At 67.3% G+C, this 15380-nt stretch carries 14 protein-coding genes and 2 tRNA genes; 5 read left to right on the top strand and 11 right to left on the bottom strand.

Annotation, left to right across the window (positions count from 1 at the left end):
• Window position 1 precedes the first annotated feature (1 nt).
• On the top strand, window positions 2–661 hold the full coding sequence (locus I5731_RS13780; RefSeq protein ID WP_197311989.1) for an amino acid ABC transporter permease: 660 nt from the start codon (window positions 2–4) through the stop codon (window positions 659–661).
• A complete protein-coding gene (locus tag I5731_RS13775) occupies window positions 639–1364 on the top strand; it encodes an amino acid ABC transporter ATP-binding protein (RefSeq protein ID WP_197311988.1) in 726 nt (241 codons plus the stop codon). Before I5731_RS13780 ends, I5731_RS13775 begins: the two co-directional genes overlap by 23 nt.
• 64 nt (window positions 1365–1428) lie before the next feature.
• Here the strand turns inward: I5731_RS13775 and I5731_RS13770 are convergent.
• From I5731_RS13770 to I5731_RS13750, 5 genes are all read right to left on the bottom strand, one after another.
• Window positions 1429–1505: transfer RNA gene (locus I5731_RS13770), tRNA-Val, on the bottom strand.
• 186 nt (window positions 1506–1691) lie between these two features.
• Window positions 1692–1967 carry an HU family DNA-binding protein gene (locus tag I5731_RS13765; RefSeq protein ID WP_197311987.1) on the bottom strand — a complete coding sequence of 92 codons (276 nt, stop codon included), beginning with the start codon at window positions 1965–1967 and terminating at the stop codon, window positions 1692–1694.
• A gap of 230 nt (window positions 1968–2197) precedes the next feature.
• Window positions 2198–4615, bottom strand: coding sequence for an endopeptidase La (gene lon, locus I5731_RS13760; RefSeq protein WP_197311986.1), 2418 nt, complete (start codon window positions 4613–4615; stop codon window positions 2198–2200).
• A gap of 413 nt (window positions 4616–5028) precedes the next feature.
• Window positions 5029–6294 (bottom strand): ATP-dependent Clp protease ATP-binding subunit ClpX, encoded by a 1266-nt coding sequence (gene clpX / locus I5731_RS13755; protein ID WP_197311985.1) that lies wholly within the window; start codon window positions 6292–6294, stop codon window positions 5029–5031.
• A gap of 388 nt (window positions 6295–6682) precedes the next feature.
• Window positions 6683–7315, bottom strand: a complete 633-nt coding sequence (locus tag I5731_RS13750; protein ID WP_197311984.1) for an ATP-dependent Clp protease proteolytic subunit — start codon at window positions 7313–7315, stop codon at window positions 6683–6685.
• Window positions 7316–7715: 400 nt separating this feature from the next.
• Here I5731_RS13750 and I5731_RS13745 point away from each other — a divergent pair, with 400 nt between their 5' ends.
• The gene (locus tag I5731_RS13745) at window positions 7716–8222 is read left to right on the top strand and encodes a DUF4864 domain-containing protein (protein ID WP_235981788.1); all 507 of its coding nucleotides are present in this window, start codon (window positions 7716–7718) and stop codon (window positions 8220–8222) included.
• A gap of 248 nt (window positions 8223–8470) precedes the next feature.
• On the opposite strand, the gene I5731_RS13740 is transcribed toward I5731_RS13745, so the two are convergent.
• Both I5731_RS13740 and mgtE read right to left on the bottom strand, forming a co-directional pair.
• Window positions 8471–9286: a glycoside hydrolase family 25 protein gene (locus I5731_RS13740; RefSeq protein WP_197311983.1), complete on the bottom strand. Its 816-nt coding sequence runs from the start codon at window positions 9284–9286 to the stop codon at window positions 8471–8473.
• A gap of 65 nt (window positions 9287–9351) precedes the next feature.
• Window positions 9352–10764, bottom strand: a complete 1413-nt coding sequence (gene mgtE / locus I5731_RS13735; RefSeq protein WP_197311982.1) for a magnesium transporter — start codon at window positions 10762–10764, stop codon at window positions 9352–9354.
• A gap of 227 nt (window positions 10765–10991) precedes the next feature.
• On the opposite strand from mgtE, the gene I5731_RS13730 reads away from it, so the two are divergent.
• Window positions 10992–11642, top strand: a complete 651-nt coding sequence (locus I5731_RS13730) for a shikimate kinase (RefSeq protein WP_197311981.1) — start codon at window positions 10992–10994, stop codon at window positions 11640–11642.
• Window positions 11643–11657: 15 nt separating this feature from the next.
• Here the strand turns inward: I5731_RS13730 and aroQ are convergent, their stop codons facing one another.
• From aroQ to I5731_RS13710, 4 genes are all read right to left on the bottom strand, one after another.
• Entirely contained in the window at window positions 11658–12086 is a 429-nt protein-coding gene (gene aroQ / locus I5731_RS13725) for a type II 3-dehydroquinate dehydratase (protein WP_197311980.1), read from the bottom strand.
• Between the two features lie 101 nt (window positions 12087–12187).
• Window positions 12188–12272: transfer RNA gene (locus I5731_RS13720), tRNA-Leu, on the bottom strand.
• A gap of 146 nt (window positions 12273–12418) precedes the next feature.
• Window positions 12419–12901 (bottom strand): Lrp/AsnC family transcriptional regulator, encoded by a 483-nt coding sequence (locus I5731_RS13715; protein ID WP_197312206.1) that lies wholly within the window; start codon window positions 12899–12901, stop codon window positions 12419–12421.
• A 133-nt stretch (window positions 12902–13034) separates the two neighbouring features.
• A complete protein-coding gene (locus I5731_RS13710) occupies window positions 13035–13706 on the bottom strand; it encodes a uracil-DNA glycosylase family protein (protein ID WP_197311979.1) in 672 nt (223 codons plus the stop codon).
• A gap of 101 nt (window positions 13707–13807) precedes the next feature.
• Between I5731_RS13710 and I5731_RS13705 the strand changes: the two genes are divergently transcribed.
• The gene (locus tag I5731_RS13705; RefSeq protein WP_197311978.1) at window positions 13808–15322 is read left to right on the top strand and encodes a sensor histidine kinase; all 1515 of its coding nucleotides are present in this window, start codon (window positions 13808–13810) and stop codon (window positions 15320–15322) included.
• The last annotated feature ends 58 nt before the right edge of the window (window positions 15323–15380 follow it).

The raw sequence follows: 15380 nt of genomic DNA, 5'->3' as shown, positions 1-15380 counted from the left end.
CATGATGGAATTTTCCACCTGGGACATCCTGCGCAACCTGCTGCTCGCCGCGCGCTGGACCGTCCTGCTCTCGCTGGTCTCGTTCATCGGCGGCGGCCTCGTCGGGCTGCTAATCCTCTTTATGCGCATCGGCAAGCTGAAGGCCGGCCGCATCTTCGCCCGCGGCTACATCGAGCTGTTCCAGGGCACGCCGCTGCTGATGCAGCTGTTCCTCGCCTTCTTCGGCCTCGGCCTCTTCGGCATCAACGTGCCGGCCTGGCTCGCCGCCGGTCTGGCGCTGATCCTGTGGACCGCCTCGTTCCTCGCCGAGATCTGGCGCGGCTGCGTCGAGGCGGTCGCCAAGGGCCAGTGGGAAGCCTCCTCCAGCCTCGGCATGGGCTACGTGCAACAGATGCGCTGGGTGATCCTGCCGCAGGCGCTGAAGGTCGCCGTGCCGCCCACCGTCGGCTTCTCGGTGCAGGTCGTGAAGGGCACCGCCCTCACCTCGATCATCGGCTTCGTCGAACTGTCGAAGGCCGGCACCATGGTCACCAACGCCACCTTCCTGCCGTTCACCGTCTACGGCTTCGTCGCCCTCATCTATTTCGCGCTGTGCTGGCCCCTCTCGAAGAGCAGCCAGATCCTCGAAAGGAAGCTCAATGTCGCTCATCGCAATCACTGAGGTGAAGAAGCGCTTCGGAGACAACGAGGTGCTGAAGGGGATCAACATCGACGTCGATCCCGGCGAGGTCATCGCGATCATCGGCAAGTCCGGCTCGGGCAAGTCGACGCTGCTCCGCTGCATCAATGGCCTCGAATCCATCGACGACGGCTCGATCCTCGTCGCTGGCGCCCAGCTCCTGCCCGACGAACTGCACCTCAAGGCACTGCGGCTCAAGGTCGGCATGATCTTCCAGCAGTTCAACCTGTTCCCGCACCTCTCCGCCGGGCGCAACGTGATGCTGTCGCAGATGGTGGTGAAGAAGACGCCGAAGGCCGAAGCCGAGGTGATGGCGCGCAAGATGCTCGACCGCGTCGGCCTGCTGCACAAGTTCGACGCCTATCCCGACCAGCTCTCCGGCGGCCAGCAGCAGCGCGTCGCCATCGCCCGCGCGCTCGCCATGCAGCCGATCGCCCTGCTCTGCGACGAGATCACCTCGGCGCTCGACCCCGAGCTCGTCAACGAGGTGCTGGCCGTGGTGAAGGAACTCGCCGCCGAGGGCATGACGCTGATGATGGTGACGCACGAAATGCGCTTCGCCCGCGACGTCTGCTCCCGCGTCGTCTTCATGCACCAGGGCCGCGTGCACGAGATCGGCCCGCCGGGCGAGGTGTTCGGCAACCCGAAGACGCCGGAGCTGAAGCAGTTCCTGGGGGTGCACTGAGGCGGCGGGGGCCTTCCCTGCCGGCCGGCCGCGGGCGAGCAGACGCCAAGCGTCCGCGAGTGTCTGGTGGGCGGTGAGGGATTCGAACCCCCGACCCTCTGGGTGTAAACCAGATGCTCTAACCAGCTGAGCTAACCGCCCCCGCGTGCCGTGTCGAATGCACGCTTCGATTTACGGCGCGGCACGGCGAATGGCAAGTTCGGGCTGCGGACGCCGCAGGCCGGCTTCCGCCCGTCTCGCCCCCGGCACCCCCGACAACGAAAAAAGGGCCGGCTGCGCCCCGCGCAGCCGGCCCCTTTACGGCCAGATGGATCGATCAGGTCGATCTCAGCTGTTGACCGAGTCCTTGAGGCCCTTGCCAGCGCGGAACTTCGGCTGCTTGGAGGCGGGGATCTTGATCGTCGCGCCGGTCTGCGGGTTGCGGCCCTCGCCGGCGGCGCGCTGCGTCACCACGAAATTGCCGAAGCCGACGATGCGCACTTCGTCGCCCGACTTCAGCGTGTCGGTGATCACGTCAAACACCGCATCGACCGCCTGACCGGCCTGTGCCTTGGTCAGCGCCGACTTCTCGGCGACCTGGGCGATCAATTCGTTCTTGTTCATCCTGAGTGTCCTTCAAGAAACGTTATGGGCACCGGCAGACCCCCCGCCAACCGGCGCCTCGGGGACGGACACTCATCAGAATTGACCTCGAATGCAAGAGGCAAAATCTGGATTTTTCCCGGATTTCCGCTGTTTCGAACGAAAATCGGCCCCGATGCGGTGCACCGGGGCCGATGTGTTTCGTCTCGCTGAACGATGCGGCCGCATCGTTGGGCACGGCCGCCGATGCGTCAGTGCGCCGTGATGGCGGAGGCGTCGTCGTCGGCGACCACCGCCTTGGCGGGCGTCACCGGCTCCGTCCAGGTGATCGCCTCGGGCATCCGCAGCAGGGCGTGCCGCAGCACTTCCTCCATCCGCGACACCGGCACGATCTCGAGCCCGCTCTTCACGTTCTCGGGGATGTCGGCGAGGTCCTTGGCGTTCTCCTCGGGGATCAGCACCTTCTTGATGCCGCCGCGGTGGGCCGCGAGCAGCTTCTCCTTCAGCCCGCCGATCGGCAGCACCCGGCCGCGCAGCGTGATCTCGCCGGTCATGGCGATATCCTTGCTGATCGGGATGCCGGTCATCACCGAGACGATCGTCGTCACCATCGCGATGCCCGCCGACGGCCCGTCCTTCGGGGTCGCCCCTTCCGGCACGTGGACGTGGATGTCACGCCGGTCGAACAGCGGCGGCTCGATGCCGAAGTCGACCGCGCGGCTGCGGACATAGGATGCCGCCGCCGAGATAGACTCCTTCATCACGTCGCGCAGGTTGCCCGTCACCGTCATGCGGCCCTTGCCGGGCATCATGACGCCTTCGATCGTCAGCAGTTCGCCGCCGACCTCGGTCCAGGCGAGACCCGTCGCCACGCCCACCTGGTCCTCGCCCTCGGCTTCGCCGTAGCGGAACCGCGGCACGCCGAGATACTCCTCGACGTTGTCGGCGGTGATCGTGATCGACTTCTTCTCGCTGGTCAGCAGCTCCTTGATGACCTTGCGGGCCAGTGATGCCGTCTCGCGCTTCAGGTTACGCACGCCCGCTTCACGGGTGTAGCGGCGGATCAGGGTCCGGATCGCCGAATCCTCGACGGTCAGTTCCCCGGCGCGCAGGCCGTGGTCCTTCACCGCCTCGGGCATCAGGTGCGTCTTGGCGATCTCGACCTTCTCGTCCTCGGTGTAACCGGCGATCCGGATGATCTCCATCCGGTCCATCAGCGGCGCCGGGATGTTGAGCGTGTTGGCCGTGGTCACGAACATCACGTCCGAAAGGTCGTATTCGACCTCCAGGTAGTGGTCCATGAACGTGCCGTTCTGCTCCGGATCCAGCACCTCGAGGAGCGCCGAGGACGGGTCGCCGCGGAAGTCCATGCCCATCTTGTCGATCTCGTCGAGCAGGAAGAGCGGGTTGGACTTCTTCGCCTTCTTCATCGACTGGATGACCTTGCCGGGCATCGAGCCGATGTAGGTGCGCCGGTGACCGCGGATCTCGGCCTCGTCGCGCACGCCGCCGAGCGACATGCGGACGTATTCACGCCCCGTCGCCTTGGCGATGGATTTCGCGAGCGAGGTCTTGCCGACGCCGGGCGGGCCGACGAGGCAGATGATCGGACCCTTCAGCTTGTTCGCACGGCTCTGCACCGCGAGATACTCGACGATCCGCTCCTTGACCTTCTCGAGGCCGTAGTGATCGGCGGCTAGCACCTGCTCGGCGAACTCGAGGTTGATCTTGCTGCGCGAGCGGTTCTTCCACGGGATGCCGAGCAGCCAGTCGAGGTAGTTGCGCACCACCGTCGCCTCGGCCGACATCGGGCTCATCTGGCGCAGCTTCTTCAGCTCGCCATTGGCCTTGTCGCGGGCTTCCTTCGACAGCTTGGTCTTGCGGATACGCTCCTCGAGTTCGGCGAGCTCGTCCTTGCCGTCCTCGGAATCGCCGAGCTCCTTCTGGATCGCCTTCATCTGCTCGTTGAGGTAGTACTCGCGCTGCGTCTTCTCCATCTGCCGCTTGACGCGGCTGCGGATGCGCTTTTCCACCTGCAGCACGGAGATCTCGCTCTCCATGAAGCCGAGCACGCGCTCGAGCCGCTCGGAGACGGACACCGTGGCGAGGATTTCCTGCTTCTCGCTGATCTTGATGGCGAGATGCGAGGCGATCGTGTCGGCGAGCTTGGACTGGTCGTCGATCTGCGTGATCGTGCCCAGCACCTCGGGCGAGACCTTCTTGTTCAGCTTCACGTAGTTGTCGAACTCGGACAGCACCGAGCGGCCGAGCGCTTCGATCTCGACGGGGTCGGAGACCTCCTCGTCGAGGCGGCGCGCTTCGGCTTCGAAGAACTCCTCGCGGTCGAGGTAGCGCACGACTTCGGCGCGCGAGCCGCCTTCGACCAGCACCTTCACGGTGCCGTCGGGCAGCTTCAAGAGTTGCAGGACGGTGGCGAGCGTGCCGACCCCATAGATCGCCGTGGGCGCGGGGTCGTCTTCCGCCGCGTTCATCTGGGTGGCGAGCAGGATCTGCTTGTCCGCACCCATCACTTCCTCGAGCGCGCGGATCGACTTCTCGCGGCCGACGAACAGCGGCACGACCATGTGCGGGAAGACGACGATGTCGCGGAGCGGGAGGACGGGATAGACGTCCTTCTCAAGACCGGAAACGGCGGATTTGTCGGTCATCGTGACAGGTTCCTTTCCTGGCCCGCCGCATGGGAGATCCGGCGACTGGTCCCCGACCGGGAGGGAGGATCACGGTCGAAGCCCAGAGCCGACATGCGACGGCCGACGCGGGAGCAACCGCGGGTTCGCGGACAGCGAACACCGGTGCTGCGCCGGCACTGACGGGATACGCACCGCGTACGCGTCCGACTGGCTCGGACTCTTCGCTGAGGCTGGCGCCGGACGCCCGATGGGCACGTCCCTCGCCACCTTTGTCGCTCTCCCGCGGTGCACGGCCCGCTTCTGAACCAAGTGTGCAGCAGGAAAGGACTTTTCAAGACCAGAGCCGGGGCGCCAGGCGCCCGCGGCCCCGCTTCACCAACTTCTGATCACCCGAATCCCGGCCGGCGATGCCGACAGGGACGCCCGGTTGATCAGGCCGTCGCTTCCGTCTCGCCGACGCGGTCGGCGTAAATGTAGAGCGGACGGGCCTTGCCATCGACCACTTCGGCGCTGATCGCGACTTCGCGCACGCCGTCGAGGCCGGGCAGCTCGTACATCGTGTCGAGCAGGATCGCTTCCATAATCGAGCGCAGGCCGCGCGCACCGGTCTTGCGCTCGATGGCGCGGCGGGCGATCGCCTTCAGCGCATCGTCGTGGAAGGTGAGCTCGACGTCTTCCATCTCGAACAGGCGGGCGTACTGCTTGACCAGCGCGTTCTTCGGCTCCGACAGGATCGTCACCAGCGCCGCCTCGTCGAGATCCTCCAGCGTCGCCAGCACCGGCAGGCGGCCGACGAACTCAGGGATCAGGCCAAACTTCAGCAGATCCTCGGGCTCGACCTTGGCGAAGATCTCGCCAGTGCGCCGGTCTTCCGGCGCGCTCACCGTGGCGCTGAAGCCGATCGAGGTCGACCGGCCGCGCTGCGAGATGATCTTTTCCAGGCCGGCGAAGGCGCCGCCGCAGATGAACAGGATGTTGGTGGTGTCGACCTGCAGGAATTCCTGCTGCGGATGCTTGCGCCCGCCCTGCGGCGGCACGGAGGCGACGGTGCCTTCCATGATCTTCAGCAGCGCCTGCTGCACGCCCTCGCCCGACACGTCGCGCGTGATCGACGGGTTGTCGGACTTGCGGCTGATCTTGTCGACCTCGTCGATGTAGACGATGCCACGCTGCGCCCGCTCGACGTTGTAGTCGGCCGACTGCAGCAGCTTCAGGATGATGTTCTCGACGTCCTCGCCGACATAGCCGGCCTCGGTCAGCGTCGTCGCGTCGGCCATGGTGAACGGCACGTCGATGATGCGGGCAAGCGTCTGCGCGAGCAGCGTCTTGCCGCAGCCGGTCGGGCCGATCAGCATGATGTTCGACTTCGCCAGCTCCACGTCGTTGTTCTTCGCGGCGTGGTTCAGGCGCTTGTAGTGATTGTGCACCGCGACCGAGAGAACCTTCTTGGCCTGCTGCTGCCCGATCACGTAGTCGTCCAGCACCTTGCGAATGTCGGACGGCGTCGGAACGCCGTCGCGCGACTTCACGAGGTTGGACTTCGACTCTTCACGGATGATGTCCATGCAGAGCTCGACGCATTCGTCGCAGATGAACACGGTGGGTCCGGCAATGAGCTTGCGGACTTCGTGCTGGCTCTTGCCGCAGAACGAACAATAGAGCGTGTTCTTCGACTCGCCGCCGCTGACTTTGGTCATCCAATCAGTTCCTGCTCGGTTGTCGGGCGGTCACCGCCCGGCCGCCTCCCTGGGCACGGATGACGACGGAGATATCCGCCGACAGTCAGCTAAGCACCCTGAGGAGACGATTCCAACCCTATACGCCATGCAAATCACCTTGGGGGGTGATGTGAGCATGCTGCGGGCATAGGGATCAACATATACTTAACAGCCCGTTTTCCATGTTCGCCGGAACCGGACCGCGGCTTTCGCCGCGACCTTTCCCGCGCCGCCCCGGCGGGGCGGCCCCGAAGGACCGCCGGGCAGGCCTCGCGGCCCACGCCCTTCGCCGACGTCCGGGCCCTCGGGCCGGGCAAGTTCGGCCCGCCGTTGCGGCACCCGCAGCAGAGGCCCGGGCCGCCGAAACTCAGGCGGCCGCGCCTTCGAGGGCGAGACGGTTCTCGATCACCTGGTCGATCAGGCCGAACGTCTTCGCCTGCTCCGCTGTCATGAAGTTGTCGCGTTCGAGCGCCGATTCAATCGCGTCGAGCGCAAGGCCGGTATGCTTCACGTAGATGTCGTTCAGCCGGCGCTTCAGCTTCAGGATTTCCTGGGCGTGCAGCATGATGTCGCTGGCCTGGCCGCGGAAGCCGCCCGAGGGCTGATGCACCATGATGCGCGCGTTCGGCAGGGCGAAGCGCATGCCCTTGTCGCCGGCGGCGAGCAGCAGCGAGCCCATCGAGGCCGCCTGGCCGATGCAGAGCGTCGAGATCTGCGGCCGGATGAACTGCATCGTGTCGTAGATCGCGAGGCCGGAGGTGACGATGCCACCCGGCGAATTGATGTAGACGGCGATTTCCTTGTTCGGATTCTCCGCCTCGAGGAACAAGAGCTGCGCGCAAACCAGCGTCGCCACCGTGTCCTCGATCGGACCGGTGATGAAGATGATGCGCTCTTTCAGCAGCCGCGAGAAGATGTCGTAGGCCCGCTCGCCGCGGTTCGTCTGCTCGACGACCATCGGAACCAGCGTGCTCATGTAGGTTTCGACCGGATCCTGCATTCTGTCCTCGAAGTATCTTCGCCGCCCGTCCCGCCCGGAGCGTCAGTCGCTCCGCACGGGGGTCCGGTCTGGCGGTCTTCCTGAATCGCCGGATCGTTACATTTCCGACCCGGCATGGCTATCCCAGAGCCCTAAATATTGCGTGCAGGCGCCCGGCGAAAGGGGGAACCCGCGTCGCTGGTCGCAACGCGCTGTTGCGCCGCTGCAATAGGCAGCACAGTTTTTCGGCAGCGCCCCTTTCCGGATCGGTCCGTCGTGCTACCTTCACAGATACGGCGGGCGCGACAGGCTCGCGCTGCGTCGGCCGGTATCGCACTCTCCCCCGCAACTCGGGCCGGTGCGCCGGATCCTCGGGTGTCGGGCCGCGAGGCGGACCCGGCCCCTCAGCAGGAGGGGTACGATGGCGTCGCTGTACTCTCGTCTCTCGGTGTCCGCCTTCGGGCAGCCGTTTCACCGTGCCGCCCGTCAGGCGGCCGGTGCCCTGATCGCCGGCACGATCGTCGCGGGCATGCTGCTTGCGTCCCCGGCCGCGGCGGACGAGGCCGCGGCCCCGGACGCCGGCGACTTCACGGCGATCCAGGCGGTGATCGGCGAGCAGATCGCCGCCTTCAAGGCCGACGACAGCGCCCGCGCCTACTCCTTCGCGGCCCCGCAGCTGCAGCAGGTGCTCGGCAATGCCGACACGTTCATGAGCATGGTGAAGCAGGGCTACCAGCCGGTGTATCGCCCGAAGGCCGTGACCTTCGGCCAGCTCCGCGACACGGCGAAGGGGCTGGTGCAGGAGGTCTTCCTCGTCGGCCCCGACGGCGCCGACTGGACCGCGCTCTACATGGTCGAACGCCAGCCGGACGGCACCTGGCGGATCGCCGGCTGCAAGCTCGCGAAGCAGGAGCGGGTCGCGGCGTGAAATTTTTGGGCGGGGCTGCGCGCTTTGCCGCGCGGCCTCCCCCCTCCCTGTCCCTCCCCCGCTTCGCAGGAGAGGGGACGATGGGCGATGGGGCTTTCGCGAAACGACGGTCACGCCGGACCGAAGTGCTGGTGAGGCGAACGCTCTAACCTCCTGCGTCCCCTCTCCTGCAAAGCGGGGGAGGGACAGGGAGGGGGGCCGCCCCACGACGGGCGCTGACAACAGGCCCGCCCCAGCAGGCTCCTGCCTTACTGCCAGCTCATCGGCGCCGTGCGCTGCGGGATCGAGCTCGTCGGCACGTCGACCTGCGAATCCTTCAGGAACTTCATGAACTCGCGCTGGTTGCCGTCGAAGGTGTTGCGGTCGACGTTGCCCTTGATGCCCGGCACGCGGCCGGTCGCCGTGTACTGCCAGAACGTCCAGTCGCGATCGCCGTAGCGGATCACCGGGTGCCCGGCGACGCTGCGCACCCAGATCGGGTAGTCGGTGAAGGCCCCGACCAGCCGGTCGCGGTGGAAGTCGACGGTGACGTAGATCACCGGCCGCTTGCCGTAGTAGCGCTCGACGATGTTGAGGAACGTCCGCATTTCCTGATGGATTTCCGCCCGGGTCGGAATGCGCTTGCAGTTCTTGGAGTCGTGGTACCACTCCATGTCCAGCACCGGCGGCAGCGCCTGCGGATCATAGGGCACGTTCTGGATGAACCAGGCCGCCTGCTCTTCCGGCGTGCGGCAGAAATAATAGAAATGATAGGCACCGCGGCGGACGCCGGCGGCCTGCGCCGCGTACCAGTTCTGGGTGAACTTGCTGTCGGAGTGGTCGCCGCCTTCGGTCGCCTTGATCCAGGCGAACTGGATGTTCGCCTGCTTCACCGTGTTCCAGTCGATCTCGCCCTGGTACTTGGAGACGTCGATGCCCTGCACCGGATAGTCCTCCGGCCCCGGCGGCTCGAATTCGCCGAACAGCGCGCAGCCCGCCACCGTCAGCGCCGCGGCGATGGCCGCGATCCGGGACGCGGCGCGCAGCGCGCCGCGCACGAAGCCACCCTCCAGGGTTGCAGCCATTCCGGCCCGTCGCCGCGGCGAGGCCGTGCGCGTGCTGGTCTTGCGCGCTGGTGTCCGGTGGGCGGTCAGCCGATCAGAAGCCATGTTGCGAGTCCCAGGAAAGCGAAGAAACCGACGACATCCGTCACGGTCGTCACGAAGACGCTCGACGCAACGGCCGGATCGACCCTGAGCCGGTTGAGCGTCAGCGGGATCAGGATCCCTGCCAGACCTGCCACAACAAGGTTAACAATAAGTGCCGCTCCCATCACCAGGCCCAATCCGAGATTGCGGAACCAGAGCCCGGAGATCGTTCCGATCAGGATCGCGAGCAGCACGCCGTTGACGAGGCCGACCACCGCCTCGCGCCGGATCGTGCGCAGCGCGTTGCGCTTGTCGATGTCGCCGGTGGCGAGCGCGCGCACCGCCACGGTCATCGACTGCGCGCCGGCGTTGCCGCCCATCGAGGCGACGATCGGCATCAGCGCGGCGAGCGCCACCATCTCGCCGATGGAGTACTCGAAGGACGAAATCACCGCCGCGGCGGCAAAGGCGGTGAAGATGTTGAAGAACAGCCAGACGAAGCGGCCGCGCACCGTCTCGAGCACGCTGTCGGAGATCTCCTCGTCGCCGACGCCGGCGAGCGCGCGCAGATCCTCCTCCGCCTCCTGCTGGATGACGTCGACGATGTCGTCGATGGTGATCACGCCGACGAGGCGGTCCGCCTCGTCGATGACGGCGGCGGAGAGCAGGTTGTAGCGCTCGAAGATCCGCGCCACGACCTCCTGGTCCTCGGTCGCTTTGACGAGGTGCCGCGCCTCGTTCATCACCTCGCCGATGCGCACGTGCCGCTGCGTGCGCAGCATCCGGTCGAGCGACACGGTGCCGAGCAGCCGGTAGCGCGGGTCGATCACGAAGATCTCGTAGAAATCGTCCGGCAGGTCCTTTTCGTTGCGCAGGTAGTCGATCGTCTGGCCGACGGTCCAGAACGGCGCGACCGCGATGAAATCCGTCTGCATCCGCCGTCCGGCGGATTCCTCCGGATAGTCGAGGCTGCGCTGCAGCGCCGTGCGTTCGGGCAGCGGCAACTGCGATAGGATCTCGAACTTCTGCGCCTCGTCGAGATCCTCGAGGATGTAGACCGCGTCGTCCGATTCGAGCTCGCGCAGGCCGTCCGCCACGACATTGCTCGGCAGGGCTTCGAGAATCTCGATGCGGACGGATTGGTCGACCTCGGTCAGCGCCGTGAAATCGAAGCGCGCGCCGAGCAGCAAAACGAACAGCGATCGATCGCCCGGCGGCAGCGCCATCAGCACGTCGGCGAGATCCACCTCGTGCAGGTTGCCGGCCAGCGCCGTCGCCGTCGCCGCATCGGCGGCCTCGATCGCGGTGACGATCGCGGCCACGAAGGCGGGCGACAACTCGCCGGTTTCGTCCCGCAGCGGCGGAATGGCGCCGGGAACGTCGTCTCGCGGCGCGTCGGGCGTCTCGTCGGCCATGCGCTTCCTCGGGGCGGTCGGGAATCGGGGGGAGACCACCGCGGTGCGGTGGGCAGGCGTCAAGCTCTAGACCGCCCGGCCGGGCTGCTCAAAGGAAAACCGCGGCAGCGGCGCAGCGTTCCGGCCGCGCCCGGCCGGACCTTGCCCGGGCGGCACCGGCGAACGCCGGGTGACATTCGCCCGCGCCGGTTGTTAGCTAGGGTCAAAGACCGGATGGACCAGACCCGATGCGCGCAGGGACATATCGTCCGCAAAGGACCCGAAGCGACGCCGGCCGCGGCGGCCGGGCGGGACCGGGCGGCCCCCAGGCCACCCTCCCCGCCCTTCGCCGCGGCCTCGGCGACCGCTTTCTCGTCCTCGTCGGCATGATGGGCTCGGGCAAGAGCAGCGTCGGCCGGCGGCTCGGCCGCGCCCTCGATCTCGGCTTCGTCGACACCGACGCCGAGATCGAGAAGGCGGCGCGCATGACGGTGCGCGAGATCTTCGAAACCTATGGCGAGCCGCATTTCCGGGCGCTGGAGGAACGGGTGGTGGCGCGGGTGATGGCGGGCCCGCCGAGCGTGATCGCGCTGGGCGGCGGCGCCTGGCTCAGCGACGCGACGCGCCGCCTCGTCCGCGAGCGCGGCCTCTCCGTCTGGCTCGACGTCGATATCGAGACCCTGGTGGCGCGTGTCGGGCGACGGACCTCGCGCCCGCTCGCCGACGGCGACGCCCGCGGCAAGCTCGCCGCCCTCGACGCCGTCCGGCGCAGCGTCTACGCCGAGGCCGACGTCTCCGTCCGCGCCGGCGACCTGCCGCAGGAGGCGATGCTCGCCCGCGTCACGGCGGCGCTCGCCACGCACCTCGGCGGCCCGGCCGGCCGGACACCGCCCGCCTGACCGCGCCGCGGCCGGTCAGGCGCCGGCGATCAGCGCCTCGAGCGCGAGGTCGTAGGACATCGGGCCGAAGCCGACGATGACGCCGCGCGCAACCGGGCTGAGGTACGAGTGGTGCCGGAAGTCCTCGCGGGCGTGGACGTTGGAGAGGTGCACCTCGATCACCTTGGCCTTGGAGCCGGCGATCGCGTCGCGCAGCGCGATCGAGGTGTGCGTATAGGCGCCGGCGTTGAAGATCACCGCGACGCCGTCGCGCCCCGATTCCTGCAGCGCGGTGACGAGGTCACCCTCGTGATTCGACTGTAGGAACCGCAGCCGGGCGCGGTCGCCGGCGCGGGCGATCAGGTCGGCTTCGATGTCGGCGAGCGTTTTCGCGCCATAGACGCCGGGCTCGCGCGTGCCGAGCAGGTTCAGGTTGGGGCCGTTGAGAACGAGGATGTCGAGCATGATCCGGTCCTGGTGCGAGAACGTCCGTCCCTAACGAAAAAGGCGCCGGTCGAACCGGCGCCTCTTTCAAGGTCTCCTCCCCCGGCAAACCGGAAGGGAGATGGTGCGGTCGAGAAGACTCGAACTTCCACGGGTTGCCCCACAGCGACCTCAACGCTGCGCGTCTACCAATTCCGCCACGACCGCAAATCGTGGCCGGTGTCGCCACCGGCGCGAGCGATGTAACAAAAGCCCGGAGCCGGCACAAGGGTCTTTGTGCGGCCGCCTCCCCCGCTTCCCCGCGGATCGCGACCGGCCGCCACCCCACGCCGCCCGGCGCAATCGGCGCCGGTTCAGACCGCCTTTTCCTTCTCGATCTGCACGAACTGCAGCGGCAGCGCCGTCGTGTACTTGATCTGCTCCATCGCGAAGGACGACGACACGTCGGCGATGTCGATCTTGGTGATCAGGCGCTTGTAGAAGGCGTCGTAGGCCTCGATGTCGGGCACCACGACGCGCAGCAGGTAATCGACCTGGCCGCTCATCCGGTAGAACTCGATCACCTCGGGAAAATCGCGGATCACCTCGGCGAACCGCCGCAGCCATTCCTCGGAATGCTGGCTGGTGGTGATCGAGACGAAGACGGTCACCTTGGCGTTGACGAGCTTCGGATCGAGCACCGCAACCCGGCGCTGGATCACGCCGTCTTCCTCCAGCTTCTGGATCCGCCGCCAGCACGGCGTGGTCGACAAGCCGACCCGGCGGCCGATTTCGGCCACGGGAATGGTGGCGTCCTCCTGCAGGATGGACAGGATCTTGCGGTCGAGACGATCGATCATGCTGTTGGTCCGTGACTTGCGCAGGCGCCGTCGTCCCGGCGGGACCAAAGGCGCCTCAGTAGAATGAATTTACCCAAATCACGACCAAGAGCAACATAACCCGGAAAAAAATTCTACCGAATCTCCCGATTCAGCCGACGAGGGCGGCGACGCGTCCGCGAAGCTCCGGCACCACCTCGGCCTCGAACCACGGATTGCGGCGCAGCCAGGCCGTGTTGCGCCACGAGGGATGCGGCAGCGGCAGCACCGCCGGGCGCGCCGGCCGGTCGAGAATCGCCCGCCAGTTCGCGACCGTCGCCCCGAGCGTCGGTCCGGCATCGGGGCCGAGGTGCCAGCGCTGGGCGTGGAGGCCGATCGCCAGCACCAGCTCGAGTTGCGGCATCGCCGCCATCAGGCGGAAGCGCCAGTGCGGCGCGCATTCCCGCCGCGGCGGCAGGTCGCCGCCGTGCGCGTCCTGGCCGGGAAAGCAGAACCCCATCGCGGCGATCGCCACGCGGCGCGAATCGTAAAAGACCTCGCGCTCGATCCCCAGCCAGTCGCGCAGACGATCGCCGGAGGCGTCGGTGAACGAGAGGCCGCTGGCGTGCACCCGGGTGCCCGGCGCCTGCCCGGCGACCAGCAGCCGCGCCGTCGCCGACAGCGTCGCCACGGGGCGCGGCGCATGCGGCAGCGGCCGCCCCAGCGGCTGCTCGGCGCAGAGCCGGCAGGCAGCGATCTCGCGGCCGAGCGCATGCGGATCCTCGCCCCCGGCGGGCGCCGCCGCCGCGGTCGGAGCCGGGTGAAAAAATTCTGCTTTAACCATCTCGTTGAGCCGGAAGTTAACGAAGCCATCCTAGCATCGCCCCTCGGAGGCGTCCTATCCGGGGGGGCGCAGGCCCCTTCGCGCGGGAAATCCTAGGGACCATGACGGAAGCAACGGTCGGGCAGACGACGGAGAGAACCGAGCGCAATCGCCAGAAGGCGATCAAGCGCCGCGAGGTCGCGCAGGCGGTCCGCGACGTGCGTGAGCGGCTGTCGTCCAGCACCGGCACCCGCCCCGCCTTCGACTACGAACTCGCCCTCGGCTACGCCCGCAATCGGCTGTCCGGCTGGCTCGCGATCACCCTGCTGATCGCGACGCTCACCGCCGTCGCCAGCAACTGGTTCGCGATCGAGCACGTCGTCGGCTGGGGCGCCGTGGTCTTCGCCATCCACATCGTGCACGGCATCAGCTGCCGCCGATTCGCCGCGCTGCAGAGCGCCGAGGCGATCCACAAGCCGTGGACCCGGCAGTTCCATCTCGGCGAGGCGATGTTCGGCCTCGCGTTTGCCGCGCTGTTCGTGCTGCCGTCGGCCGATCCGACGGCAACCGTGTTCAAGTTCGGCGCGCTCCTCGTCATGGTCGCCATCCAGGCGATGGTCACCAGCAACCTGCCGCGGGCGGTGATCGTCGGCACGCTGCCGATGACGGTGATCGGCGCGGTCATGTTCGCCATGGAGGGCAGCCTGCTCGGCGGCGTCCTCGCCGGCTTCGTCGTCGTCGCCGAAGCCTTCTTCATCACGCTGGCGCAGCGGCTGCATTCCGCCGCCCTCGCCATGCTGGAATACCGGGTCGAGAAGGACGCGCTGATCGCCGAACTCGAGCAGGCGAAGGCCGTCTCGGACGAATCGCGCCGCCGCGCCGAAGAGGCGAACCTCGCCAAATCGCGCTTCCTCGCCACGATGAGCCACGAGCTGCGCACGCCGCTCAACGCGATCCTCGGTTTCTCCGAGATCATCAAGGGCGAGGTGTTCGGGCCGATCGGCAACGCCAACTACAAGGAATACATCGCCGACATCCACGGCTCCGGCGAGCACCTCCTCAACCTCATCAACGAGATCCTCGACCTCTCGCGCATCGAGGCCGGCCGCTACAAGCTGAACGAGGAAGCCGTCACCCTCGGCCACGTCGTCGAGGAATGCCACCATCTGGTGAAGCTGAAGGCGCGCAACAAGGGCATCAAGATCCACGAGCAGTTCGAGGCCGACCTGCCCAAGCTCTGGGCCGACGAGCGCGCCGTGCGCCAGGTGGTGCTGAACCTGCTCTCGAACGCGGTGAAGTTCACCCCGACCGGCGGCGAGATCTGGATCAAGATGGGCTGGACCGCCGGCGGCGGCCAGTATGTCTCGGTGCGCGACAACGGCCCGGGCATCCCCGAGGAGGAGATCCCGATCGTGCTCTCCGCCTTCGGCCAGGGCTCGATCGCGATCAAGTCCGCCGAGCAGGGCACCGGCCTCGGCCTGCCGATCGTGCAGGCGCTGGTGCAGATGCACGACGGCCAGTTCGCCCTGAAGTCGCGCCTGCGCGAGGGCACCACGGTCACCGTCACCTTCCCGAGCGCGCGCGTCATGGAAGTGATGCCGCCGATCGAGGACGAGCGCCAGCGCCGCAGGGCCTGAGCGTCTGACGCGGGCACTGCGGCCACACCGGCCGGGCGCCGCGCGTCGCCCCCCTCCC

This window comes from Methylobrevis albus (assembly GCF_015904235.1).
GTDB lineage: Bacteria > Pseudomonadota > Alphaproteobacteria > Rhizobiales > Pleomorphomonadaceae > Methylobrevis_A > Methylobrevis_A albus.
The sequence above is the reverse complement of the archived record's forward strand: the minus strand, read 5'-3'. Positions and strand labels throughout refer to the sequence as shown.